General features: G+C 56.3%; 25 protein-coding genes, 1 tRNA gene and 1 other RNA gene. 15 read left to right on the top strand and 12 right to left on the bottom strand.

Going from position 1 to position 23,237, the window contains the following annotated elements; translation table 11 throughout:
- Positions 1-62 precede the first annotated feature (62 nt).
- From nusA to rbfA, 4 genes are all read left to right on the top strand, one after another.
- Positions 63-1,151 carry a transcription termination factor NusA gene (nusA, locus tag M2118_RS05610; protein WP_280794953.1) on the top strand — a complete coding sequence of 363 codons (1,089 nt, stop codon included), beginning with the start codon at positions 63-65 and terminating at the stop codon, positions 1,149-1,151.
- A gap of 47 nt (positions 1,152-1,198) precedes the next feature.
- On the top strand, positions 1,199-1,441 hold the full coding sequence (locus M2118_RS05605) for a YlxR family protein (RefSeq protein ID WP_280794952.1): 243 nt from the start codon (positions 1,199-1,201) through the stop codon (positions 1,439-1,441).
- 93 nt (positions 1,442-1,534) lie between these two features.
- The gene (infB, locus tag M2118_RS05600) at positions 1,535-4,264 is read left to right on the top strand and encodes a translation initiation factor IF-2 (RefSeq protein WP_280794951.1); all 2,730 of its coding nucleotides are present in this window, start codon (positions 1,535-1,537) and stop codon (positions 4,262-4,264) included.
- Positions 4,265-4,332: 68 nt separating this feature from the next.
- On the top strand, positions 4,333-4,773 hold the full coding sequence (gene rbfA, locus M2118_RS05595; protein ID WP_280794950.1) for a 30S ribosome-binding factor RbfA: 441 nt from the start codon (positions 4,333-4,335) through the stop codon (positions 4,771-4,773).
- A 48-nt stretch (positions 4,774-4,821) separates the two neighbouring features.
- Here rbfA and M2118_RS05590 read toward each other — a convergent pair whose 3' ends face one another.
- The 4 genes from M2118_RS05590 to M2118_RS05575 are packed head-to-tail and all read right to left on the bottom strand — an operon-like array spanning position 4,822 to position 6,936.
- Positions 4,822-5,133 (bottom strand): 2TM domain-containing protein, encoded by a 312-nt coding sequence (locus tag M2118_RS05590; protein WP_280794949.1) that lies wholly within the window; start codon positions 5,131-5,133, stop codon positions 4,822-4,824.
- Positions 5,108-5,968, bottom strand: coding sequence for an A/G-specific adenine glycosylase (locus tag M2118_RS05585; RefSeq protein WP_280794948.1), 861 nt, complete (start codon positions 5,966-5,968; stop codon positions 5,108-5,110). The genes M2118_RS05590 and M2118_RS05585 overlap by 26 nt, the downstream gene beginning before the upstream one ends.
- 23 nt (positions 5,969-5,991) lie before the next feature.
- Complete coding sequence (locus tag M2118_RS05580) at positions 5,992-6,717, bottom strand: VIT1/CCC1 transporter family protein (RefSeq protein WP_280794947.1); 726 nt, start codon at positions 6,715-6,717, stop codon at positions 5,992-5,994.
- Between the two features lie 15 nt (positions 6,718-6,732).
- Positions 6,733-6,936: a hypothetical protein gene (locus M2118_RS05575; RefSeq protein WP_280794946.1), complete on the bottom strand. Its 204-nt coding sequence runs from the start codon at positions 6,934-6,936 to the stop codon at positions 6,733-6,735.
- Positions 6,937-7,014: 78 nt separating this feature from the next.
- On the opposite strand from M2118_RS05575, the gene ftsE reads away from it, so the two are divergent.
- The 4 genes from ftsE (at position 7,015) to ssrA (ending at position 10,121) form a co-directional block, all read left to right on the top strand.
- The gene (ftsE, locus tag M2118_RS05570; protein ID WP_280794945.1) at positions 7,015-8,172 is read left to right on the top strand and encodes a cell division ATP-binding protein FtsE; all 1,158 of its coding nucleotides are present in this window, start codon (positions 7,015-7,017) and stop codon (positions 8,170-8,172) included.
- Positions 8,169-9,083 carry a permease-like cell division protein FtsX gene (ftsX, locus tag M2118_RS05565; RefSeq protein ID WP_280794944.1) on the top strand — a complete coding sequence of 305 codons (915 nt, stop codon included), beginning with the start codon at positions 8,169-8,171 and terminating at the stop codon, positions 9,081-9,083. The genes ftsE and ftsX overlap by 4 nt, the downstream gene beginning before the upstream one ends.
- 59 nt (positions 9,084-9,142) lie before the next feature.
- Positions 9,143-9,619: an SsrA-binding protein SmpB gene (gene smpB / locus M2118_RS05560; protein ID WP_280794943.1), complete on the top strand. Its 477-nt coding sequence runs from the start codon at positions 9,143-9,145 to the stop codon at positions 9,617-9,619.
- 132 nt (positions 9,620-9,751) lie between these two features.
- Positions 9,752-10,121: a transfer-messenger RNA gene (ssrA, locus tag M2118_RS05555) on the top strand.
- Between the two features lie 77 nt (positions 10,122-10,198).
- On the opposite strand, the gene M2118_RS05550 is transcribed toward ssrA, so the two are convergent.
- Positions 10,199-10,834, bottom strand: coding sequence for a YitT family protein (locus M2118_RS05550; RefSeq protein ID WP_280794942.1), 636 nt, complete (start codon positions 10,832-10,834; stop codon positions 10,199-10,201).
- Positions 10,835-11,031: 197 nt separating this feature from the next.
- Between M2118_RS05550 and M2118_RS05545 the strand changes: the two genes are divergently transcribed.
- Positions 11,032-11,817, top strand: coding sequence for a hypothetical protein (locus M2118_RS05545; RefSeq protein ID WP_280794941.1), 786 nt, complete (start codon positions 11,032-11,034; stop codon positions 11,815-11,817).
- Between the two features lie 66 nt (positions 11,818-11,883).
- Here the strand turns inward: M2118_RS05545 and M2118_RS05540 are convergent, their stop codons facing one another.
- Positions 11,884-12,366, bottom strand: coding sequence for a glutathione peroxidase (locus tag M2118_RS05540; protein ID WP_280794940.1), 483 nt, complete (start codon positions 12,364-12,366; stop codon positions 11,884-11,886).
- Positions 12,367-12,412: 46 nt separating this feature from the next.
- Between M2118_RS05540 and M2118_RS05535 the strand changes: the two genes are divergently transcribed.
- Entirely contained in the window at positions 12,413-13,009 is a 597-nt protein-coding gene (locus M2118_RS05535; protein WP_280794939.1) for a flavin reductase family protein, read from the top strand.
- Positions 13,006-13,914 (top strand): oxygenase MpaB family protein, encoded by a 909-nt coding sequence (locus M2118_RS05530; protein WP_280794938.1) that lies wholly within the window; start codon positions 13,006-13,008, stop codon positions 13,912-13,914. The genes M2118_RS05535 and M2118_RS05530 overlap by 4 nt, the downstream gene beginning before the upstream one ends.
- Here M2118_RS05530 and M2118_RS05525 read toward each other — a convergent pair.
- Both M2118_RS05525 and M2118_RS05520 read right to left on the bottom strand, forming a co-directional pair.
- Positions 13,903-14,802, bottom strand: a complete 900-nt coding sequence (locus tag M2118_RS05525; protein ID WP_280794937.1) for an inositol monophosphatase family protein — start codon at positions 14,800-14,802, stop codon at positions 13,903-13,905. The genes M2118_RS05530 and M2118_RS05525 overlap by 12 nt on opposite strands.
- Before the next feature lie 65 nt (positions 14,803-14,867).
- Positions 14,868-14,941 (bottom strand) — tRNA-Met (locus tag M2118_RS05520).
- 56 nt (positions 14,942-14,997) lie between these two features.
- Here M2118_RS05520 and M2118_RS05515 point away from each other — a divergent pair.
- The gene (locus M2118_RS05515; RefSeq protein ID WP_280794936.1) at positions 14,998-15,348 is read left to right on the top strand and encodes an SdpI family protein; all 351 of its coding nucleotides are present in this window, start codon (positions 14,998-15,000) and stop codon (positions 15,346-15,348) included.
- The gene (locus M2118_RS05510; protein ID WP_280794935.1) at positions 15,341-16,300 is read left to right on the top strand and encodes an agmatinase family protein; all 960 of its coding nucleotides are present in this window, start codon (positions 15,341-15,343) and stop codon (positions 16,298-16,300) included. Before M2118_RS05515 ends, M2118_RS05510 begins: the two co-directional genes overlap by 8 nt.
- Here the strand turns inward: M2118_RS05510 and hutI are convergent.
- Genes hutI through hutH form a run of 3 tightly spaced genes read right to left on the bottom strand, consistent with a single transcriptional unit; the run spans position 16,287 to position 20,744 of the window.
- Entirely contained in the window at positions 16,287-17,492 is a 1,206-nt protein-coding gene (hutI, locus tag M2118_RS05505; RefSeq protein ID WP_280794934.1) for an imidazolonepropionase, read from the bottom strand. The two genes, M2118_RS05510 and hutI, sit on opposite strands and share 14 nt — an antisense overlap.
- A 17-nt stretch (positions 17,493-17,509) precedes the next feature.
- Entirely contained in the window at positions 17,510-19,168 is a 1,659-nt protein-coding gene (gene hutU / locus M2118_RS05500; protein ID WP_280794933.1) for a urocanate hydratase, read from the bottom strand.
- Between the two features lie 31 nt (positions 19,169-19,199).
- Positions 19,200-20,744 (bottom strand): histidine ammonia-lyase, encoded by a 1,545-nt coding sequence (gene hutH / locus M2118_RS05495; RefSeq protein ID WP_280794932.1) that lies wholly within the window; start codon positions 20,742-20,744, stop codon positions 19,200-19,202.
- An 86-nt stretch (positions 20,745-20,830) separates the two neighbouring features.
- On the opposite strand from hutH, the gene M2118_RS05490 reads away from it, so the two are divergent.
- Positions 20,831-21,616 (top strand): IclR family transcriptional regulator, encoded by a 786-nt coding sequence (locus M2118_RS05490; protein ID WP_280794931.1) that lies wholly within the window; start codon positions 20,831-20,833, stop codon positions 21,614-21,616.
- A 9-nt stretch (positions 21,617-21,625) separates the two neighbouring features.
- Positions 21,626-21,958: a DMT family transporter gene (locus M2118_RS05485; RefSeq protein ID WP_280794930.1), complete on the top strand. Its 333-nt coding sequence runs from the start codon at positions 21,626-21,628 to the stop codon at positions 21,956-21,958.
- Positions 21,959-22,244: 286 nt separating this feature from the next.
- Here M2118_RS05485 and M2118_RS05480 read toward each other — a convergent pair whose 3' ends face one another.
- Entirely contained in the window at positions 22,245-23,237 is a 993-nt protein-coding gene (locus tag M2118_RS05480; protein WP_280794929.1) for an excalibur calcium-binding domain-containing protein, read from the bottom strand.

The raw sequence follows: 23,237 nt of genomic DNA, 5'->3' as shown, positions 1-23,237 counted from the left end.
GTAACCTTAGAGTGCTGCGCCGGGAGGCGTGGGATTACAGGTGCGAATAGAGGAGGCCCACAGTGGACATCGATCTCAGAGTTCTCAAGCTCATGGAAACCGAAAAAGGTATTCCCTTCGATGAGTTAGTAGAAATCATCGAACAGGCCATCCTCACCGCCTACCAAAAGCACATGGTTCAGGCTGAGCCTCGCGTTGCACCAGTGAAGAACCCTAAGAGCGCTACCGGTCTCGGTGGTGGTGCAGGTTCTGCAGACACCGACACTCCTCGTGCACCACGCATTGCTCCTGAGCTTCCTGAAGCTCGCGTTGAGCTTGACCGCAAGACCGGCATCGTCACCATCTTCGTTCCTGAGAAGGACGAGGAAGGCGTGCTCATCGGTGAATCCGTTGCAACTCCTGACGACTTCGGCCGCATCGCAGCATTCGCAGCGAAGCAGGTCATCAATCAGCGCCTGCGAGACATTGCTGACGAAGCAGTTATTGGTGAATTCAAGGGCCGCGAGGGTGACATCGTTTCTGGTGTGATCCAGCAGGGCCAGAACCCCAAGATGGTCTTCATTGACCTCGGCACTGTTGAGGCAGTCATGCCTCCTGAAGAGCAGGTTCCTTCCGAGGACTACTCGCACGGAAACCGTATTCGCGTCTATGTCACTAGTGTGACCCGCGGAACCAAGGGCCCACAGGTCACTGTTTCCCGCACCCACCCTCAGCTCGTACGCAAGCTCTTCACGATGGAAGTTCCTGAAATTCAGAGCGGCCTGGTTGAGATTGTTGCTCTGGCCCGCGAAGCAGGCCACCGCACCAAGATTGCGGTTAAGGCAACTGACCCTGCGATCAACGCTAAGGGTGCCTGCATTGGTGAGCTCGGACGCCGCGTTCGCGCCGTGACCGAGGAGCTCAACGAGGAAAAGATCGACATCGTTGACTTCTCCACCGACCTTCCCACCTTCGTCTCGAACGCTCTCTCACCTGCCAAGGTGTCGGACGCATTCGTTCTCGATGCAGCTACCAAGGCTGTTCGTGCCCTCGTTCCCGACTACCAGCTTTCGCTGGCAATCGGTAAGGAAGGCCAGAACGCACGCCTTGCTGCCAAGCTCACCGGTGCCAAGATCGACATCCAGCCTGACTCCGTTATGGACGAAGACTAAGCAGCACCGCACGGCGGGAACCCCCGCCACAGCGTTGCTGGGGTATCATGGAACCTGTAAGGACGTGCATCGGCTGCCGTCAGCGCTCAGATAAGTCCGCTTTGGTGCGGGTTATCAACGTTGATGGCTGTGTTGAAGCGGATATTTCCGGTTCAGCGCAAGGTCGAGGTGCGTGGCTACACCCCACACCAGAGTGTTGCAATGAAGCAGTGAAGCGCCGAGCTTTCGGGCGAGCACTTCGCGCAGACATTACTAACACTGAAACCATCACACAAAGGCTGAACGGCTAATGGACAACTAATGAGCGGCTCGAAATGAGTTCCGTCCGTAAGTAATGGTCTGGTCCTGTTTTAACAGGGCTCAGGCCCTAAGACAGGAGAATTGTGGCTGCCAAACCACGCGTACACGAAGTTGCTGCCGAATACGGCATCGACAGCAAGCTTGCTCTAGCCAAGCTTAAAGATCTCGGTGAGTTCGTTAAGGGACCATCGTCAACAATTGAGCCTCCCGTAGCGCGCAAGCTGCGTAACGCTCTTGAAGCAGAAGGCATGAAGCCTGTTCCTGCTGGAGAAGCTGCACCTGCTGCGAAAGCACCTGCCAAGGCTGCTCCCGCACCTGCTGCTGAAGCTCCCGCTGCACCTGCAGCGCCCACTCCTGGCCCCAAGCCAGTAGCTGAGGCCCCTGCTGAAGCCCCTGCGCCTGCCGCAGAGGCTCCTGCAGCACCAGCTGCACCTGCAGAAGGTGGCGAAGCAGCTCCTAAGGCTGCTGCTGGCGGCGCTCGCCCCGGTAACAACCCTTTTGCTTCTGCACAGGGCATGGGTACTCGCCCCGCGGGTGCTCCACGTCCCGGTAACAACCCCTTTGCTTCTGCACAGGGCATGGGAACCCGCCCCGCGGGTCCTAACCCTGGCAGCATTCCCCGCCCCATGGCTCCTCGCCCCGGTGGCATGCCTCGTCCCGGCGGTGCCGGTGGCGCTGGTCGTCCCGGTGGCCCAGGTCGCCCAGGTGGCGCAGGAACTGGTTTCCAGCGTCCAGGTGGTGCTGGTGGCGGTTTCCGTCCCGGTGGTGCTGGTGGAGCTGGCGCAGGTGCTGGAGCAGGCGCTCCCGCACGTCCCGGATTTGGTCCTAACCGTCCCCCCGCAGGCGGTGGCGCAGGTCGTGGCCGTGGTCCCGGCGGTGGAACCGCTGGTGCGTTCGGTCGTGGCGGCGGAAAGTCCAAGGCACGTAAGTCGAAGAGAACGAAAAGAGCAGAGTTTGAACTCCGCGAGGCACCTTCGCTTGGTGGCGTAAGCGTTCCTCGTGGTGATGGCAACACTGTCATCCTGCTTCGCCGCGGTGCTTCGATTGCGGACTTCGCAGACAAGATCAATGCAACCCCCGGTAACTTGGTTACCGTTCTGTTCCACCTTGGTGAAATGGCAACGGCTACTGAGTCCATCGATGAGGCCACATTCCAGATCCTCGGTGAAGAGCTCGGCTTTAAGATTCAGATCGTTTCCCCTGAAGAAGAAGACCGCGAACTTCTCGACGCGTTCAACATCGACCTCGACCAAGAGCTCGAAGATGAAACAGATGAAGATCTCGAGATTCGTCCTCCTGTCGTCACCGTGATGGGTCACGTTGACCACGGTAAGACTCGTTTGCTCGATGCCATCCGCAAGACCAACGTCATTGCGGGCGAAGCTGGTGGAATCACCCAGCACATCGGTGCATACCAAGTTCACGCCAACCACGAAGGCGTCGACCGTCTCATCACCTTCATTGACACCCCCGGTCACGAGGCGTTCACCGCCATGCGTGCTCGTGGTGCGCAGGTTACCGACATCGCGATCCTCGTGGTCGCAGCAGATGACGGCATCATGCCTCAGACCATTGAGGCACTGAACCACGCTCAGGCAGCCGGCGTTCCTATCGTCGTCGCCGTCAACAAGGTGGACAAGCCAGATGCGAACCCTGCAAAGGTTCGTCAGCAGCTGACCGAATACAACCTGGTTGCCGAAGAATACGGTGGAGACGTCATGTTCGTTGACGTATCTGCTCTCTCCGGTCTTGGTGTGACAGAACTGCTTGACGCCGTTCTCCTCACCGCAGATGCTGGTCTTGACCTACGTGCAAACCCCAACAAGGACGCTCGCGGTATCGCGATTGAAGCTCGTCTGGACAAGGGACGCGGTTCTGTTGCAACCGTGCTCATCGAGTCCGGAACGCTCCGTGTGGGAGACGCCATCGTGGCAGGTACTGCATACGGTCGTGTTCGTGCCATGGTTGACGAGAACGGTGTGGCTGTTGCGGAAGCAACTCCATCACGTCCCGTTCAGGTTCAGGGTCTGTCTACCGTGCCTCGTGCAGGTGACACCTTCCTGGTTACCGAAGACGACCGTACCGCTCGTCAGATCGCCGAGAAGCGTGAAGCTGCTCAGCGTAACGCTCAGCTGGCTAAGGCTCGCAAGCGCATCTCGCTGGAAGACTTCACTAAGGCACTCGAAGATGGCAAGGTTGAGTCCCTCAATCTCATCATCAAGGGTGACGTGTCCGGTGCTGTTGAAGCACTGGAAGAGTCGCTTCTCAAGATCGAGGTTGATGACAGCGTTCAGCTGCGCATCATCCACCGTGGTGTTGGTGCTGTTACCGAGAGCGATGTTAACCTCGCTACCGTTGACAACGCAGTCATCATCGGCTTCAACGTTCGTCCCGACACCAAGGCACGTGAGCGTGCCATGCGTGAAGGCGTCGACATCCGCTTCTACTCGGTCATCTACTCGGCACTCGAGGACATTGAGAACTCCCTTAAGGGCATGCTCAAGCCTGAGTTCGAAGAGGTTCAGTCCGGTGTTGCAGAGATCCGTGAGATCTTCCGCTCCAGCAAGTTCGGCAACATTGCCGGATGTATTGTCCGTAGCGGAACGATTACTCGTAACTCGAAGGCTCGCGTTATCCGTGAGGGTATCGTCATCGCCGATGGCCTGGCCATCGAGTCGCTGCGTCGCTTCAAGGACGACGCCACTGAGGTCAAGACTGACTTCGAATGTGGTATCGGTCTGGGTAAGTACAACGACATCCAGCTGGGCGATGAGATCGAGACCATCGAACTCAAGGAAAAGCCCCGCGTCTAAGTGCGCAAGAGGGGTCAGGTTGTTACTTTTACAACAGGGCCCCTCTTCACTTCTAGTAAGGGAACATCATGGTTGATCACGCACGAGCTCGTAAGCTCGGTGAACTCATTAAGGTCATCGTTGCCGAAGCGCTAGAACGCGGTGTCATCAAAGACACTCGTCTGGGCTTTGTCACCATCACCGATGTCAAAATGACGGGCGACCTGCAAAGCGCCTCCATTTTCTACACCGTCTATGGCTCTGACGAAGAACGTGAAGAGACTGCTGCTGCTCTCAAGGCGAACACAGGGCGTATTCGTGGCGAAGTAGGCCGTGGTCTGACTGTTCGCTTGGTACCGACTATCGAATTCATCCTCGATGCGTTGCCAGAGAACGCCAAGTCGATTGATGACTTGTTGGCTAAAGCCAGAGCCCAGGATCAAGAAGTCGATGCTCTTGCCAAGAAGGCGAAATACGCAGGGGATGAAGACCCTTATGTGAAGCCTCGAGAAGCTTCTGACGAAGACTAAGAATTAAACAGGAATGGCCCGGGTTTTCCCGGGCCATTCCTGTTTTCTTTAGGAATTCTTTTTCATCCTGGCGACTTCGGCATCGATGTCACTTTCGGTGATGACTCGAGGGTTCTTGCCATAGGCATCAATTCCACTGAAGAGAGCACCAACTCCCATGCCAAAGATGGCCCAGATTGGCCAGAAATATTCACCAGGGGAAGTGAGGAACCAGATCGCGGTGAGGAGAACAGATACCCCAGCCCATATCCAGAGGTATTGCTTGAAATCTGCTTGCTTCTTGAGTCGTTTCTTCGCGATTACGCGGAGTTCTTCATCGTTCAGAATCCCCACACTACGCCGGGAGTTGATAGCTGTCATCAGCGACAAGCTCAATCAGGCCGTCTTTCAGAAGCCCAGAAATGGCGCGACCAAGCTGTGCTTTATCAGCCCAAACTGACTCTAAAACTGCAGCAGTAACTGTGGTGCGCTCGTTGCGGAGCGCTTTCATGACAGCACCTCGTGCCTGGCGGTCACTGCCTTCGTATTTCTTCTGAACGGTCTTCTTCGGGCCCACATGTTCTGGATAACCTGCGTTCTTCCACGCACATGTTCGAGCAATGGGACACACTTCACACCTGGGGTTTCGTGCCGTGCACACCAGGGCACCGAGTTCCATGATTCCGGCGTTGAAGGCGGGGGAGTGCTCGGGTGAAGGAAGAAGTGCAGTCATCGCTTCAAGGTCACGTGTGGTGGACGGTGGGCCCTGATCTGCATTGCCCTGGTTGTGGCGGGCAATGACGCGTCGGATGTTGGTGTCCACAACAGGTTCATGTCCGCCGTAGGCAAAGACTGCGATGGCGCGAGCGGTGTAGGGGCCAACTCCAGGCAAAGACAGGAGATCCTCGACGTTGCTTGGAACCTCGCCGTTGAACTTTTCTACGATTGTCACAGCGCAGGCATGTAACCACAGTGCCCTGCGGGGATATCCCAAGTTTGACCACGCTCGCACAGCATCCCCAGACGGTGATGCCGCCAGCGCGGCGGGGGTGGGCCAGCGGTTCAAGAACTCTTCGAGTTTGGGGATAACCCGGGCAACCGGAGTTTGTTGGAGCATGAATTCGGAAACGAGTGAACCCCAGGGTGTGAAGCCAGGCTGGCGCCAGGGCAGATCTCTGCCCTCGGACTCGAACCAGTTAATAATCTCCTGCTGCACGCGCTCCAGCGTAGACGGTGAAACTAGTGGGTGCCCACTCCCAGCAGTGAACCAACCAAGTAGGTTGCAGTTACTGCGATAGCGCCAAAGAAGAGTTGGCGCAGTGCACTCTTCCACCATGACTTGCGTGTGAAGCGCGCCGCGATGCCGCCGGCAACCAAAAGGCCAACACCACCCACGCCCAGACCTAGAGCAAGAGATTCAAAGCCAAGGGCGTAGGGAATGAGCGGAATGAAAGCACCGGTGGCAAACATGAGGAATGACGATGTTGCTGCAATCCAGGGAGAAGGCTTCGAATCTGGGTCGACGCCCAGCTCTTGCGCAATGTGGATGCGAGCAGCTTGTTCTGAGTTCTGGTGAACCTCAGCTGCAGCAAATCGAGCAGTCTTTTCTGCCATGCCCATTTCAATGAAATTCAGAACGAGTTCGTTCTCTTCACCTTCAGGGTTGCGAGCATGTGCTTGGCGTTCAATCTCGAGTTCTGAGTCAACTTGTTCGTTTGCGGTCTTCACCGAGGCATATTCACCCAGAGCCATCGAGAAAGCACCGGCAACCAGACCTGCAGCGCCGGTGAGGACGACTGTCTGAGAATTAGCGCCGGCAGCACCGATACCGGCGATTAGGGCGATGTTAGAAACAAGACCATCCATGGCGCCAAAGACGGAAGCGCGAAGCCAGCCACCAGCTAAGTCAGGGTGGGAGTGGTCATACTCGTGGGGATCAGCACCCTTGAGAGTGGTCGAAATCATGGTTGACGTCTCCGTTTAGAAGTCGTACTGCTCGTTTTCGAGCTCTTCTTCTTTGCTCTCTGCAACGACATCCGCGACAGCGAGTGCGACTGAGATTCCCCAGCCCAGCCAGACCAGAATTAAGCGCCAGTCACGTGGGCCACGCAAGGTTGCACGCAGCGCAGAGAAGCCGCCGAAGATGGCTCCGAGAACACTGGCATTGAATAAGAACTTGCGCATGTTTCAAGGTTATCGGTTCGTCGGCACGCCCGCGCCTTTCAGCTTTTTAGGCTGCTGCCCGCATAGGCTCGATGAGTCATGATTCGCTTTAGTACGGTCACTAAAAAGTACGCAGGTTCCTCGCGTCCCGCCCTCAACGGCGTTGATTTTGAGATTCTGCGTGGAGAGTTCGTCTTCCTCGTGGGAGCTTCCGGTTCCGGTAAGTCTTCCTGCCTGCGTCTGATGATCAAGGAAGATAAGCCGAACTCTGGTTCTATTCACGTGCTCGGCCAGGACTTGGGTTCCATCTCGAACCGAAAGATTCCCTATTTCCGCCGCAACCTCGGAGTCGTATTCCAAGACTTCCGCCTGCTTCCCAACAAGACGGTCTTTGACAACGTTGCTTTCACCTTGCAGGTGATTGGTAAGTCTCGCGGTTTCATTCAGGAAGCAGTTCCTGACGTGCTCAAGATGGTGGGCCTGGCTGGCAAGGCTCAGCGTTACCCTCACGAACTTTCAGGTGGTGAGCAGCAGCGCGTGGCTATTGCCCGCGCCATTGTGAACAAGCCCGCTCTTCTTCTGGCTGATGAGCCCACCGGTAACCTCGACCCTGCCACTAGCGCTGGCATCATGGCTCTGCTTGAGCGCATTAACGCTGGTGGAACCACCATCGTGATGGCCACCCACGCTGCTGACTTCGTGGATCGCATGCAAAAGCGTGTGATCGAGCTCGTTGCAGGCCAAATTGTTCGTGACGAACGTGAATCTGGTTATGGCAACACAGCAGCTCTGCCCATCGTGGGCGCAGATGCCACCATCAATTCAACAGGTGACCACACTGCAGCGGCAGCTGCAGCCATGGCCGCAACCACGCGCCCGCAGGGCATCGTGACGGCATCAGAGCAGCCCCAGATCATTGAAACAACGGACATCGTGGTTCCCACTCCTGTGTTCGAGCAGGTTGATGAAATCACCATGGACGCTGTTCCTGAGATTCCCAGTGCCTATGACACCGGTGAGATCGATGACCTCGGTGACCTGAGCGAACTCTTCGGCATGAACGACTCACGTCCCGTTCAACGCTTGGACAAGCCTGCGTTCCAAGATGCATCTCCAGCCTCGGCTGAGGGCGAACCGTTGACGAAGCCTCAGGTTGACCTGAGCTCTTTGCCTTTGACAGAGCGTTTGCGAATCCAGGCTCAGCAGCGGGCAAAGAACACCGGTAATGATGACCAGAATGTGGGGCCTGTTCGATGAGGTTCTCTCTGATTTGGTCAGAGGTTGCGAACGGTTTGCGTCGTAACTTCTCCATGGTTGTTTCGGTCATTTTGGTGACCTTCATCTCTCTCACATTCGTGGGTACTGCAATTCTGCTTCAGATGCAGATCGGCCAGATGAAGAACTATTGGTATGACAAGGCCCAGGTTGCTGTTTATCTCTGCACAGATGTCTCTGCAGGGGAGAACTGCCTGGATGGAGCTGCAACGGCTTCTGAAGTCAAGGCTGTTGATGACGCACTTTCTGGTGCAACTCTGGCTCCCTTCATTGACAAGTTCTACTTCGAAGACCACGAAGCTGCTTTCAAGAACTTCCAAGAGCAGTTCAAGGGAAACCCTGTCGCTGAGTACGTCACGGCAGATCAGCTCAACGAAACCTTCTGGGTCAACCTCAAGGACCCCTCGCAGTCAGCTGTTTTGGTTGAGGCGCTCTCTGCCCAGAAGGGTGTTGAGTCAGTTACTGACCAGCGCAGCTACCTGGACCAGATCTTCTCTATCCTCAACTCCGCCAGTTACACCGCTATTGGTGTGGCCGGATTGATGTTGATTGCTGCTGTCCTGCTGATTGCCACCACGATTCGCTTGTCGGCGTTCTCACGCCGTCGAGAACTAGGCATCATGCGTTTGGTCGGTGCTTCTAACCGCTTTATTCAGACCCCCTTCATTCTTGAAGGTGTGTTTGCTGCTCTCGTGGGTTCCGTCCTTGCTGGCGGAGCAATCATCGGTATCGTGCACTTCTTCGTGCAAGGCTACCTCGCGGTCAACATTCCACTGACCTCCTTCGTGGGAATCTCAGAGGCTTTGATTGTGGTTCCAATCTTGGTGGTTGTCGGATCCTTGCTGGCAGCTATCTCGGCAAACTTCGCCATCACTCGCTATCTCAAGATTTAGTAGCCCCTCCAGGCGCGTAAACTAAGGGTTTGCGCACAACAAGCTGAAGGAGGTGTGCAATGCCTAAAGAACAAGGTCAAAAGGTTGTTGCCACCAACCGTAAAGCTCGTCACGACTACAACATCATCGACACCTACGAGTGCGGTGTTGTGCTGTGGGGGACAGAGGTTAAGTCTCTGCGTCAAGGACGTGCGTCACTAACTGACGGCTACGCCTTTATTGAAGGCGGCGAAGCCTGGCTGGATGCTGTGCACATCCCTGAATACACCCAGGGCACCTGGAATAACCACGCTCCGCGTCGGAAGCGCAAGCTCCTCATGCACAAGCAAGAGATTCTCAAACTTCACAACAAGGTGAAGGAGGGTGGCTACACCCTCGTACCACTTTCCCTGTACTTCAAAGATGGCCGCGCCAAGGTTGAGCTCGCACTTGCCAAGGGCAAGAAGGAATATGACAAGCGTCAGACGCTTCGTGAGCGCCAAGATAAGCGTGAATCAGACCGCGCTATCTCGGCTCGCAAAAACATGGGTGAATAACATTCCTGGCTTTCAGGAATAACTCTTGTCAGCTGGGCGTTGTACACTTCAACTGCGCTGAAATACGCGCTAGAGCGAGAGCAATCTCGTTTAGACAACTCAACAGCGCATGATGTGACAACGCACTCTCATGGGGATGATCGGATTCGACATTGCCTGCAAGCGGGAGAGAAGCGGGTCGAGGATGCAGGGATATCTCGTTAACGACCTCTGTAAAAAATAGGTGCAAAATCTAACCGCGCCGACTTCGCCCTCGCTGCATAAGCGAGCCTGAAGTCTGTCAGACCGGAGGCGTCCCCGCTCCGTGTTCTGGCATCATTGAGGGGACTTGCTGCAGTGTTATGCCTGAGGGCACTGCGGGACTTTAACTCAGACTGGGCTTGTCGACTTAGATGCTGGTAACAAAGGTCGGAGCCAAGTAGAACGCCTCTAATCAGCTACACCCGTAGAAGACTCACAATTTCAGCAGTGGACGGGGGTTCAATTCCCCCCATCTCCACCACAGCAGTGAGTTGATCACATCATGCGCCACGAGTTCTGAGACTCCCGCCCGATCCTTGATCGAGCGGGATTCTTTGTTTAACCGTTGTAGCGGCCTTCACGGTGGTTCAAGGCGAGGATGAAATTGAAAACAAAGGCACCCACCGCAGAGTAAAGCACGATGACGGGGGAGGCGACGAAGAACGCCCCTGCCACTATCGCGAGGTCAATAACCAGCTGAACATAACCTGCTCGCCAGTGATATTGCTCTTGAGCAATCAGTGCCACCACATTGAAGCCACCCAAGGAAGAACGGTGGCGAAACAGCCCGAGAACACCAATGCTGGCAACCACGTTGCCGGCAACGGCGCCAAATAATGGGTCAATGTTGAGGTGGCCAAGGTTGGCGGTGGTGAGCTGTGCAAACAGCGAAACCAGAACGATCGCAACAAAGCTCCGCAGAGTGAAGTTCCAGCCCTTTTTCCACACCGCCAAGGGCAAGAAGGGAAGGCTGGCAACAATCCACACCATGCTGAAAGAAAAGGGGGTGGCATAGCTAATCAGCAGAGCCAGTCCGGCAATACCGCCGGTCACCACATGGCCACTGTCCATCAAGAAGATACCTATGGCTGCCAGCAGTGAGGAGGCTGTAATTCCAACAATGTCGTCGAGAAGTGAATGACTCTGGGCAGTTGTGCTGCGGGAGACATCACGAGTTGTGTTGTGCACATTCATTTATAACTTCTGGAAGAGCAGCACATGATGGGTTCTCAAGTGAAAATGTATGCCGGAGTAGACACGTGTTCTCACCCCAGAATGAATTGGATAAGAACGCCGTGAGTATCCCGGTTACGAACCCGCTCCAGTGGTAGCGTTTCCCTCAGTTGAGCGTATTAAAACGTGTGCGCTCGTTGTTGAAAGGGACCCACCTCATGGGCTACAACCGCCTCAAGGCATTTGAAGAAACTGGTTATGTCGTTCTTGACAGCTACGACCAAGCTGCAGACCCCAAAGAATGGCTCGACATTGAGTATGTCGATTGGAAGTCTTCCGGTGTTACCCGTTTCGCACCTTTGGCTTCTGCCTTTGGTGAGATGGAGTGCAACGGTTTCTGGAACCACACCCCTCCTCGCACCGACAAGGATGGCGTTTGGGTCAAGAAGAACGTAAACCTCGCACCTATTCTCACCAAGCGTGCTGAAGAGCCTGGCTCCAACGTTGGTCGTTGCCGCGTTATCGAGCTTCAGCCCAACAAGTACTCTGACGCTCTGTACAACATGCACCAGGACGACAACAACCGTCTGAACCCAGATGGCACCGGCTGGATTGTGCGTGGTTTCTTCAACCTCTCTGACAACCCCGACTCGATGATGATTCTGCGCGAAGACCGCCTGGACCCCTCCACCGAGATCCGTATTCCTCTTCCTGCAGGTGCACAGCTCATTGTGGACACTCAGCGCTTCTGGCACGCCGTATGGCACCAGGGTGACGAGCCACGTTACTGCCTCATCACATCATGGGAGTCCGGCCCCGAGCTCGACGCTTACATCGAGAAGTACAACGGCAAGCCTCGCGCCACCAACTACCCGCTGACCGATGAATTCATCGCAGCAGGTCAGACCGAGTTCGAGCGTCGCCTCGAAGAGCGCCGCTTGGCTCTCCTCGCACAGGGCATCGTCGAAGAAGGCGTTAAGGATCCTGAAGCAGAGAAGATGTAATTCTCTTTTGCTACAAGAAAGCCCCTGGTTGCTGAATGTAAACCAGGGGCTTTCTTATTTGTTGTTCTAGTTGGGCAGCGCTGCCTCGATGGCCGCGATGATTTCTGGATCATCTGGCTTTGTGGTGGGGCGGAAGCGTTTGATTTCTCCGCTGGGAAGAACAAGGAACTTCTCGAAGTTCCACATCACTGGGCCTGCCTTACCTGAGCTGTCTTTTGCTTTGACCAGCTCGACATAGAGGGGGTGGCGCTTGCGGCCGTTGACACTGGCCTTCTCCATCATGGGGAAAGTGACGCCCCAAGTCGTGGAGCAATACTCGGCAATATCGTCGCTGTTCTTGAGCTCCTGAAGGAACTGGTTGGAAGGAACTCCCACCACAGTGAAGCCACGAGAGCCATACTTCTTCTGAAGTTCTTCGAGCTGCTGGTATTGCGGTGAAAGTCCGCAACGGCTTGCTACGTTCACGACCAGCACTACTTTGTCGGAATAAGCGCCGAAAGTGGTGGGTTCTCCGGTCAAAGTGGTCAGTGCGATCTCGTTGAGGCTCATAGTTCTGAGGCTAACGTGCAGCACAAGGTGAAACAATGGAGAAACCATGACAAACAATGCGCCGTCAGAGAACATGCCCATCATTCACGATGGCATCATCGACCCACCTCACGATGTTGATGTGCTCTCGGCTGATGAGTTCAAGCTGGCTTTCCGCAATCACCCTGCTGGTGTTGCCATTGTCACCGCAGATGCTGGCAAGGGTCCTGTTGCGATGACAGTGACCAGCGTGTTCTCTGTCAGTGCTGAGCCCCCATTGCTCGTGTTCTCTGCGTCTGCACAGTCCTCTGCCACGCCCACCATCGCAGAGTCTGAGACTGTTGTTATCCATCTCCTGGGCGCTGACCAGTTGCACTTGGCCAAACTTGCTGCCACCAGTGGCGCAAACCGTTTCCCCGACGATGTCGCATGGGAGAAACTCCCCACCGGTGAAACCGTCTATTCCGAAGCTCACGCCTGGATTCGTGGTCGCACCGTGAACAAGCTCAAGGCAGGAAGTTCAACCGTTTTCTTGATTGAAGCGCTGGAAGCTAAGTCACCTGCGGAGGGAAGCACAGAGCTGGACGCCAGTGCAGCTCACCCGCTGGTGTACCACAACCGCACCTGGCACAAACTTGATAGTAACTCCAAGCTCGACGCATGAGTCGCTTTAGCGACAGCATTCGTTCACACCTGCTGGAAACCTTTTCGGGGGATACGGCAGGAACTCCCTACTGGGTGAAGAACATTGAAGCTGGCGATGACGTGGGCTTCTTCGGCCCAGGATCAGCTTCCTGGGCAGTGCACGGTGGTATGCCCACAATGGTTGCCGGTATTCGTGCACTCCTGATGCAGACTTTGCATCCTGGAGCTATGGCCGGCGTGCACGACTGGTCACGCTACAAAGAAGATCCGCTAGGACGCCTGGCAGGAACTATTCAGTGGCTTATTACGGTCACCTTTGGTGACACCAAGCTCGCTGAATCTGAATCGTCTCGTGTGGCCAAGTTCCATGACCGCGTCAAGGGCACCTACATCGATGCGCAGGGCGTAGAACAGCCATACACGGCCGGAGACCCAGAGTTGCTCTACTGGGTTCATGTTGTCTTCACAGACGCGTTCCTGGGTTGCCAGCAGGCGTGGGGAGAATCTATCCCCGGTGGCTCTGACCAATACGTCAATGAATGGTCCAAGGCAGGCGAGCTTGTAGGTGTTGCCAACCCACCTCGGTCTGAAGCAGAGCTCATTGCTGCCCTGCATCAGTTCAATGTTGATGGTGTGCTCAAACACGACGAGCGTGTGGAGGAAACTATTGCTTTCCTCAAGAAGCCACCCTTGCGCCGCAGCATGATGCCGTTCTATCGCATCATGTTTGGCGGAGCGGTGGCGAGTATTCCTGAGGAATACCGACAGATCCTGGGACTCAAGAAGCCGTGGTGGCCCGCATTTTGGATGACCGGCGTCATTCTCAAGATGCTCAGAACCCTTCTTGGGCCCTCATCCACATCTGAGGATGCAGCACGGGTGCGAATCGCGCGCCTGAAGGCAGAAGGAAAACTAGCGAGCTAGTTCAGCAAGAACAGCAGCGTGAAGCTGACCATTGGTGGCCAAAGCACTACCGTGCCAGATGTCTCCGTGACCCTCAATTGAGGTGAAGGTTCCACCAGCTTCGGTCACAATGGGCATCAGGGCTGCCATGTCATAGGGTTTGAGATCGAATTCACCGGCCACATCAAGGATGCCCTCGGCAACCATCATGTAAGACCACATGTCACCATAGGCACGGGTGCGCCAGACCTTACGGCTCAGACCCACGAGTTCATCGAGATAGCCAGCCTGGTCCCACTGCTGGAGTGAGTTGTAGCTGATGCTGGCATCTGCCAGATCTTTCACGCCAGAGACTTCCAGCTTGCGTGGTTCTGCAACGGCAACCATGGGCTGCTCGAGGTATTCAGAGAGTTCTTCAGGAATGGGAACATTCGCTAGAGGATCGTGCGATTCATCTACCCACGCGCCATTGCCTTTGGAACCCCACCAACGCTTACCCAGTGCTGGAGCACTCACCACGCCGATGACAGGAACGCCATCTATGGCAAGTGAAATCAGGGTTGCCCACACGGGAACTCCCCGCAAAAAGTTTGAGGTGCCATCAATAGGATCAATAATCCATTGACGGTGGGGGTGATCAGAAGTTCCAGTGGGGTGTTCAGAAACTGAACCTGCTTGTTCGCCAAACTCTTCACCCAGCATGAAGTCCTCGCCGCGCTCGCGGCTGAGGATGTCGATAATGGCCTGCTCAACAGCACGGTCAGCATCGGTGACGGGAGTCTTGTCAGGCTTGGTGCTCACCTCAAGGTCCATCGCCAAGAATCTGGCGCGAGAAATCTCATCCGCTGCATCTGCCAGTTGGAGGGCAAGTTGGAGGTCTTCGTTGAGGGTGTAGTGGCTTCTGGTCACGTTTCCACGATACTCGCGAATAGAAACAAGAAAGCCCTTCCAAGCGGAAGGGCTTTCTCTTTTTGTTGCGGGGACAGGATTTGAACCTGCGACCTCTGGGTTATGAGCCCAGCGAGCTACCGAGCTGCTCCACCCCGCGTCGGTGATACCAGTTTACCACGGCAAATTCAGGCGCCTGACCAGTAGCCTAGAAGTATGGATTCCAGCACCCAGTACCTCATTGTTGCGCTCTCGCTTGTGGCGGACATTATTTTGTATGCCGTGATAGCTCGAGCGGCAACGGGAAAACTGGGCCCTAACTCGTGGGCGGGTATTCGCACCAAGGCCACTCGAAAGAATGACAAGACCTGGCTGGCAGCCCACGTCGCTGCCTACCCGCTGATGCGCGACACTGCTCTTGCTAATGCCACCTTGATGATCGTGTCACTTTTCCTTCCCTTTGAGTACCGTTCGTATCTCGTGCAGGTCGCAATTGGTGCTTTGCTCGCAGGTGTGATCTTTGCCGGATACCAGGGACAGAAAGCAGCTAAGGCAGCTGATGTCTAACCAACCAGCAGGTCTTTCCACTGATCCTCTCTGGCCTCGAGCTGGAGGGTGGCCACGTCCAGATGAGATCGCTCCGGGGAAAAAGATCGATGTTGCATTGGTGGGAATCCCCGCGTCTCACACTTCTTTAAGTGCGACGAACGCCCACGAAACCCCTGACGCGATTCGTGCAGCCCTGTACCGCTACTCGCCTGCACTGATGCAAGACCGAGGAACACTCGATAAGAATCTGCGAGCTGATCCTGCGATTGTGGATCTGGAAGACCTCACCGTTGCTGATTTTGGCAACGTGACAGACCCAGATTCTCCTGCGGGTGAGGCCCGCACCATCGCCTTGATGGCAGATGCTGCGAAGGCGTCCGAACTCGTGATTGCGCTGGGCGGTGATAACTCCATTACTGTCGCCTCTGCACTGGGTGTGTGGGGTAGTGACCTCGACACTGCGGGACTCATCACCCTCGATGCTCACTATGACTTGCGTGATGGTGTCAGCAACGGCTCACCCGTGCGCAGGCTCATTGAAGCGGGAATGAATCCTGAGCGTATTGTCCAGATCGGTATTCAAGACTTTGCCAACTCGGTGGGTTATGCCCGCCGAGCTCAGGAGCTTGGCATCACGGTTATTCACCGTGATGAGCTCGAGCGTCGTCCCATGACAGATGTCATGGCTGAGGCCCTGAGTATTGCAGGATCAGCCGGTGGGCCCATTCATGTTGATCTCGACGTGGACGTGTGTGATCGGGCTGTTGCCCCAGCCTGCCCCGCCAGCGTTCCTGGCGGCATAAGCGCCTACGAACTGCGCCAAGCTGCACGTGCAGCCGGTAAGCACCCTCAGGTTCGCTCTATCGACCTGGCCGAGATTGATGCCACCATGGATGCTCCCGATGGTCGCACCATTCGCTTGGCAGCATTGTGTGTATTGGAAGCTGTCGCTGGGCTTAGCCAGCGATAAGTTCTCCGTCTTTCCACACGCGACCAATCAGGGGAACACCTGGGCGGTAGGCAAGGTGGATATAGCTCGGGGCTGAAATCTCAGCGATATCTGCACGCATCCCGACGGAGATCTTTCCCACGTCTGTGCGTTGCAAAGCCTGGGCACCACCTGCAGTGGAGGCCCAGAGGGCCTCTGCGGGGGTCATGCCCATCTCGCGCACTGCCACAGCGATGCAGAAGGGCATAGAGGACGTAAAGCTGGAGCCAGGGTTGCAGTCAGTAGAGAGTGCCACTGTGACGCCAGCATCGATCAGGCGACGTCCGGACGGGTAGGGCTGCTTGGTGGAGAACTCGACTCCTGGCAGCAGCGTCGCCACGGTCTGCGAAGCAGCCAGTGCCTCAACATCGGCATCCGTGAGATACGTGCAGTGATCAACTGACGCAGCGCCGACTTCAATAGCCAGTGCAATTCCTTCACCGGGGCCAAGTTGTGAAGCGTGAACGCGGGGGAGAAGCCCTGCTTTCTTGCCTGCGTTCAGGATGAGACGTGATTCCTCAACAGTGAATGCGCCTTCTTCACAGAAGACATCAATCCACTTGGCATGAGGGGCACACTTCTCGAGCATCTCGCCGATCACGAGTTGAACATAGTCTTCACGGCTGTCTTTGTATTCGGCGGGGACAACGTGAGCTCCCAAGAAGGTAACTTCTTCGGTGACTTCTCGAGCCAGACGAACAAGACGCTCTTCGGTGGCAACATCCAGGCCATAACCACTCTTGATTTCAACGGTGGTGGTTCCCTGAGCATGCATTTCAGCGAGCAATGTGTGCAGGCGGTGACGCAACTCTTCATCTGTTGCTTCACGTGTCGCTGCCACAGTGGAACGTATTCCGCCAGCGGCATAGGGCTTGCCTTCCATGCGGGCAGCAAACTCACCGGCACGATCGCCGGCAAAGACAATGTGCGAGTGAGAATCTACAAATCCTGGAATCAGAGTGTTTCCGTGCACATTGACCACTGCGTCTATATCAAAACCGCCGCCGGTCTCGGCATCAACTCCACGGCCAACCCAGGCAACAAGTCCGTTGTCCACGATCATGGCGGCGTTCTCGATTTCCCCCATGGGAGTTTTCGTTCCGCCAGCGCGCACAGCTTCGCTCGGATTGTTCGTGACGAGCAATCCGATATTGGTGAAGAGTGTGCGGGTCATGACTGTGAGCCTAGGGCTTAGCCTTCCTGCATGGGAACGCGCAGACCACGTTCGCGTGCTACTTCTTCAGCACGCTCATAACCAGCATCAACGTGACGCATCACGCCGGTTCCGGGGTCGTTGGTCAGTACACGCTCGAGCTTCTGTGCTGCCAGTGGGGTGCCATCGGCAACAGTGACCTGACCAGAGTGGATGGAACGGCCGATGCCGACGCCACCACCGTGGTGGAGGGAAACCCAGGTTGCACCCGATGCCGCGTTGAGCAGCGCGTTGAGCAAAGGCCAGTCAGCGATAGCGTCTGAGCCATCCTTCATTGCTTCTGTCTCGCGGTAGGGGGAAGCTACCGAACCGGAGTCCAGGTGGTCGCGACCAATCACGATCGGAGCAGAAAGCTCCCCTGAAGCAACCATCTCGTTGAACTTGAGTCCAGCGAGGTGGCGTTCCTTGTAACCAAGCCAGCAGATGCGAGCAGGCAGCCCCTCAAAGTGAACCTTCTCGCCCGCCTTGGTGATCCATCGCTTGAGGTGCTCATTCTCAGGGAAGAGCTCCAGGATGGCCTTGTCAGTCTTGGCGATATCTTCTGGGTCACCAGAAAGAGCAACCCAGCGGAAGGGACCATTGCCCTCACAGAACAATGGGCGGATGTAGGCAGGAACGAATCCAGGGAATTCGAAAGCTCGGTCGTAACCGCCGAGCTTGGCTTCAGCACGGATCGAGTTGCCGTAGTCGAAGACGATGGCGCCAGCATCCTGGAACTCAACCATGGCCTTGACCTGTTTCGCCATGGCTGCGCGGGAGTGATCGGTGAACCAGACGGAATCTGCTTCTGCCTTGGCGTGCCATTCTTCAACAGAGACACCCTCGGGGAGGTAGGAGAGAGGGTCGTGAGCACTGGTCTGGTCGGTCACGATGTCGATGGGAACTTTGCGCTCCAGGAGCTCAGTGAACACGTCAGCAGCATTACCCACGATGCCCACAGAAAGTGGAGTCTTTGATTCCTTCGCGGCGAGAACGCGAGCAATCGCGTCATCGAGGTCATGAGTCATCTCGTCGAGGTAGCCGTGTTCAACGCGGCGCTCGAGACGGGAGGCATCCACATCCACGATGAGAACAACACCATCATTCATGGTGACAGCCAGAGGCTGTGCACCACCCATGCCACCGCATCCACCGGTCAACGTCAGCGTTCCAGCGAGGGTGCCACCAAAGTGCTGGCGTGCAACGGCACCGAAGGTTTCGTAAGTACCCTGCAGGATGCCCTGGGTTCCAATGTAGATCCAGGACCCAGCAGTCATCTGGCCATACATGGTCAAACCTTCTGCCTCGAGCTTGCGGAACTCAGGCCAGGTTGCCCAGTCACCCACCAAGTTGGAGTTAGCGATGAGGACACGAGGGGCCCACTCGTTGGTGCGGAAAACGCCCACAGGCTTTCCCGACTGAACCAGGAGGGTCTCGTCGGATTCCAGAGTTTCGAGGGTGCGCACGATGGCGTCGTATGCTTCCCATGTGCGGGCAGCCTTACCGGTGCCGCCATAGACCACGAGTTTCTCGGGGTGCTCAGCAACTTCAGGGTCGAGGTTGTTCATGAGCATGCGCATGGGGGCTTCGGTCTGCCAGTTTTTAGCGGTCAGCTTGTTTCCGCGAGCTGCGCGAACGGTGCGAGGTCCTGAGGTCATGATGTTCTCCTTGGCTAATTCTTCGTGTTGACTAGATCAGTGGGGTAGTGGCTGCGGACTGAGCGACCGCTGCAATGCGTCCACTCAGAGTGAGTTCTGCTGCTGCTTCAATCTCGGGGGAGAGGAAGCGGTCTGCGCCGGGGCCGGCAACGCCGTTGCTGCGCAGTTCGGCAATGACTGCACCAGTAATGGGGCTGGGCTTGAGAGGTTCGCGCAGATCAATGCCCCTGGCTGCAGTCATGAGTTCAATGGCGATCACGCGGGAGAACGCATCGACTGCCTTGCGCAGTTTGCGTCCCGCATGCCAACCCATCGAAACGTGGTCTTCCTGCATGGCGCTGGAAGGAATGGAGTCGGCAGAGGCGGGAACTGCCAGGCGCTTCATCTCTGAAACCAAACCAGCTGCGGTGTATTGGGCAATCATGAGGCCAGAGTCGACACCGACTTCGTGGGCGAGGAAGGGAGGAAGGCCCTGGTTGCGTGCGCGGTCGAGGAAGCGGTCTGTGCGGCGTTCGCTCATCGAGGCTACGTCAGCTGCAACGATGGCGAGGAAATCGAGCACATACGCCACAGGAGCACCGTGGAAGTTTCCATTGCTCTCCACGCGACCATCTACGGTCAGTACGGGGTTGTCCACGGCAGATGCCAGTTCGCGACCTGCCACCATCTCGGCGTGAGAAATCGTATCCCGCGCACCACCGTGAACCTGGGGTGAACAGCGAAGAGAATACGCATCCTGCACGCGGCCATCTTCGGGGCCTGCGTGTGAGTGCACGATGGGGGAGTCAGCGAGGATATAGCGCAGGTTCGTTGCTGACTGTCCCTGGCCAACCTGGGGACGCAGTGCGTGCAGGTCTGCTGCGAATACCTTGTCGGTGCCCATCAGGCCTTCGATGCTCATGGCTGCGGAAACATCCACGGTGGTCATCAACATCTTGAGATCAGTAATGGCCAGTGCCAGCATGCCGAGCATGCCGTCGGTGCCGTTGATGAGGGCCAGGCCTTCTTTTTCTTCGAGTTTGAGCGGAGTGATGCCAGCTGCCGCAAGTGCTTCAGCTGCAGGCATGAGAGCACCCTCTGCGTCGCGAACATCGCCTTCACCCAAGGTGGCCAGAGCACAGTGTGAGAGAGGAGCGAGGTCACCGGAGCAACCGAGGGATCCATATTCACGAACAACGGGAGTAATTCCTGCATTGATGACAGCGGCATAGGTCTCAGCGACCACGGGGCGCACACCGGTGCGACCGGTCATCAGAGTGGAGAGGCGCAAGAGCATCAGCGCACGAATAACTTCGCGCTCCACTTCGGGGCCGGAGCCAGCAGCGTGAGAGCGAACGAGAGATGCCTGGAGCTGAGCTCGGCGGTCGGTTTCAATGAAGGTGGTTGCGAGAGCGCCAAAGCCGGTGGAGATTCCGTAGTGGGGATTGGGGTCAGAGGCCAGTCCATCAATCACGGCACGGGAGGCGGCAACGCCAGCAAGTGCGGTGGGATCAAGGGTGATGGTGGCGTTGTGGCGGGCGACTGCGACCACGTCTTCGATGGATACGGCACCTGCGCCGACGACTACTGAACTCATGCTCTGATTTCACACTAAAAAATAGCCCGAAAATACAGTGAAAGACCCCCTTGTGTCTGGGATGACAGACATGGCAGACTGGCGCTGTGAGTAAAGTCCCTGCAGCCGATTCAACCCTGCGCATTCTTGAGCATCTTGCTCACCAGCGTGGCCCGGTACCAGCCCAATCTATTGCCACCGCACTGGAGTTGCCCAGATCCTCGGTCTATCAAATCCTGACTGTGCTCACCGAGCGTGGCTTTGCCCTGCACATCCCCGAAGAGCGCCGCTATGGCCTTGGCCCCGCCGCTTTTGAACTTTCCTCTGCATATACCCGCCAACAGCCCCTGACTCGACTGGGTGCACCCCTGCTGGCAAAGCTGGTGGACCACATCGGAGAATCTGCTCACCTTGCGGTGCTGCACGGCACTGATGTTCTCTACGTCGTGGAAGAACGTGCGCCACGTCGACCCAGCCTTGTTACTGACGTCGGTGTTCGTCTTCCAGCGCACCTCACTGCTTCTGGTCGCGCCCTGCTCTCGGCGCTGCCCGCAGCACAGCTACGTGCGCTGTATCCCGACAGCATCGTCTTTACTCAGCGTGCAGGAGTGGCGAGCACGGGACCCCGCACCTACCGCGAGCTCAAAGCACTCGTCACTGATGCCGCGACCCAGGGTTATTCCCTGGAGCGTGGAGAGGTCACGGAGGGTTTGGCGTCAGTAGGAGTCGTCGTGAAGGACCACATTGGTTGGCCGGCGGCAGGTATTGCCGTGACCTTCTCGGCAGCTGGATTGAACACTCCAGATGCATTCAAAGAGCGAATCGACTCTCTCCTGCCGGAAATGACGACCACTGCGCACGAGCTCAGTCGTCGTATTCACGGTGCAAGTTAGGCTGAACTCATGGTTGTTGCATACTTACTTCTTGCCCTCGCGATTGTCTCCGAGGTGGTGGGAACACTTGCACTCAAGATGAGTGAAGGTTTCACCAAAGTCATACCGACCATCTTTGTTTTCGTCGGCTATCTATCTGCCTTCGCATCCTTAGGGCTAGGCCTGTCTAAAGGCCTGAGCATGGGTGTTGCCTATGGAATCTGGGCTGGAGTGGGAACCGCGCTGGTTGCCATTATGGGCATCTTCTTGTTCAAAGAAAACCTCAACGCCTGGGGCTTCCTGGGACTTGCTCTGATCATTATTGGTGTTGTGCTTCTGGAGATGGGTAGCTCACACGGGTAATTAAGCTCTCGGCGACATACCCACATCTGACGTTGACGTTCAGAGAAAACAAGCGCACACTGGATATAGACCTCGACCGGTCAGGCGAAAGCCCCGACGGTCACCCCTTATCTGAAGGAGACCACATGGCAACCGCAAACATCAAGCTTGAGACCCCTTCCGCTACCCTCGGTGGCGGCGAAGAGGGCGGCTGCTGCGGCGGCGCGTGCTGCGGCGGAAAGTAAGCGTAAACACAGCGCACAAGGGTTCGACCTCCTCGGAGGTCGGGCCCTTGTTCTGTTAAGTCCTATTCGCAGACAATGCCGTCTTTGTCGCGGTCGCGATACCAGGCATATTCAGGATCCACGCCTTGGTAGTAGGGACCTGCGCCATTAGCTTGCGCCACAGAACAGGTTCCATAGTTGGTGTCGAGAACCCCATCACTGACCGGGGCAACGGGTTCAGAAACCGTCCCTGCGGTCACCACTGCTTTCTCAGGAACGGTGATGCTCACCGTGGAGCAGCCATTGAGAATTGATTGCAGGGTGAGTCGTTCCAGAGAATCAACAGTCAAACTCCAGCGCCACTTCACTGCAACCCACGTTGCTGCGTAGTCACAGAAGTAGCTGTGGTTGGTTGGCATCCACTGCGCAGGATCCTGATCGCTTTTGGAGCGGTTAGAGCTGGCGGTCACGGCGAGCAAAGAGGCGTCATAGCCTAAGTCGTTGCCAAAGCTCACCCGAGTCGCACTATCCCAGCCATAAGCACCAGAACCCCAGGCTTCGTTGAGGGGAACAAAGTGGTCAATGTCAAGATCACCAGCATCGGTCAAAGTAGCGCCGTCATAGGCCGAAACCCACTGGCCAGTGCTGACCGTGCATCGACCACGGGTCGTCACCGCTGATTGTGACTCCATGATGAGAACTTCAGCACGGGTATTACAGCCATCGCCATCGGCATCAACCCACGCATTGAAGTAGTCCCGGTTGTAGCCGGTGTGAGTTCCTGGGGAATCGTCGGTAGCGAGTTGGTCGAGCAATGACAAGAACGAGGTGGCACTAGTGGAGCCCAGTTGGGCAGTTTGTGTTGCCGGAACATCCGGGGTGGCGGAGGCGGTTTCTGTCGGGATCGCAATATCAACTGGAACTTCTGTTCCATAGAGTGCCTGCTCGAGAGATTCAACGGTGCCCACCGTCTGCATGGACTGCACAGCGTTGAAGGCAGAGCCCACAGAAACAATGGGCAGGAGAATCAGGACAGCGATGACGCCACTGAGCCACAGGCGTTTTTTAGTCGGCAT

This window comes from Aurantimicrobium minutum, assembly GCF_029892845.1.
Classification (GTDB): Bacteria; Actinomycetota; Actinomycetes; order Actinomycetales; family Microbacteriaceae; genus Aurantimicrobium; species Aurantimicrobium minutum_B.
The sequence above is the reverse complement of the archived record's forward strand: the minus strand, read 5'-3'. Positions and strand labels throughout refer to the sequence as shown.

What these genes read in the sequence shown, in the direction of transcription:
- M2118_RS05605 (WP_280794952.1), top strand. Translation starts at nt 1,199, where the DNA reads ATGGAACCTGTAAGGACGTGCATCGGCTGCCGTCAGCGCTCAGATAAG.
- rbfA (WP_280794950.1), top strand. Translation starts at nt 4,333, where the DNA reads ATGGTTGATCACGCACGAGCTCGTAAGCTCGGTGAACTCATTAAGGTC.
- M2118_RS05590 (WP_280794949.1), bottom strand. Translation starts at nt 5,133, where the DNA reads ATGACAGCTATCAACTCCCGGCGTAGTGTGGGGATTCTGAACGATGAA.
- M2118_RS05580 (WP_280794947.1), bottom strand. Translation starts at nt 6,717, where the DNA reads ATGATTTCGACCACTCTCAAGGGTGCTGATCCCCACGAGTATGACCAC.
- M2118_RS05575 (WP_280794946.1), bottom strand. Translation starts at nt 6,936, where the DNA reads ATGCGCAAGTTCTTATTCAATGCCAGTGTTCTCGGAGCCATCTTCGGC.
- ftsE (WP_280794945.1), top strand. Translation starts at nt 7,015, where the DNA reads ATGATTCGCTTTAGTACGGTCACTAAAAAGTACGCAGGTTCCTCGCGT.
- ftsX (WP_280794944.1), top strand. Translation starts at nt 8,169, where the DNA reads ATGAGGTTCTCTCTGATTTGGTCAGAGGTTGCGAACGGTTTGCGTCGT.
- smpB (WP_280794943.1), top strand. Translation starts at nt 9,143, where the DNA reads ATGCCTAAAGAACAAGGTCAAAAGGTTGTTGCCACCAACCGTAAAGCT.
- M2118_RS05550 (WP_280794942.1), bottom strand. Translation starts at nt 10,834, where the DNA reads ATGAATGTGCACAACACAACTCGTGATGTCTCCCGCAGCACAACTGCC.
- M2118_RS05545 (WP_280794941.1), top strand. Translation starts at nt 11,032, where the DNA reads ATGGGCTACAACCGCCTCAAGGCATTTGAAGAAACTGGTTATGTCGTT.
- M2118_RS05540 (WP_280794940.1), bottom strand. Translation starts at nt 12,366, where the DNA reads ATGAGCCTCAACGAGATCGCACTGACCACTTTGACCGGAGAACCCACC.
- M2118_RS05535 (WP_280794939.1), top strand. Translation starts at nt 12,413, where the DNA reads ATGACAAACAATGCGCCGTCAGAGAACATGCCCATCATTCACGATGGC.
- M2118_RS05530 (WP_280794938.1), top strand. Translation starts at nt 13,006, where the DNA reads ATGAGTCGCTTTAGCGACAGCATTCGTTCACACCTGCTGGAAACCTTT.
- M2118_RS05515 (WP_280794936.1), top strand. Translation starts at nt 14,998, where the DNA reads ATGGATTCCAGCACCCAGTACCTCATTGTTGCGCTCTCGCTTGTGGCG.
- M2118_RS05510 (WP_280794935.1), top strand. Translation starts at nt 15,341, where the DNA reads ATGTCTAACCAACCAGCAGGTCTTTCCACTGATCCTCTCTGGCCTCGA.
- hutI (WP_280794934.1), bottom strand. Translation starts at nt 17,492, where the DNA reads ATGACCCGCACACTCTTCACCAATATCGGATTGCTCGTCACGAACAAT.
- hutU (WP_280794933.1), bottom strand. Translation starts at nt 19,168, where the DNA reads ATGACCTCAGGACCTCGCACCGTTCGCGCAGCTCGCGGAAACAAGCTG.
- hutH (WP_280794932.1), bottom strand. Translation starts at nt 20,744, where the DNA reads ATGAGTTCAGTAGTCGTCGGCGCAGGTGCCGTATCCATCGAAGACGTG.
- M2118_RS05485 (WP_280794930.1), top strand. Translation starts at nt 21,626, where the DNA reads ATGGTTGTTGCATACTTACTTCTTGCCCTCGCGATTGTCTCCGAGGTG.
- M2118_RS05480 (WP_280794929.1), bottom strand. Translation starts at nt 23,237, where the DNA reads ATGCCGACTAAAAAACGCCTGTGGCTCAGTGGCGTCATCGCTGTCCTG.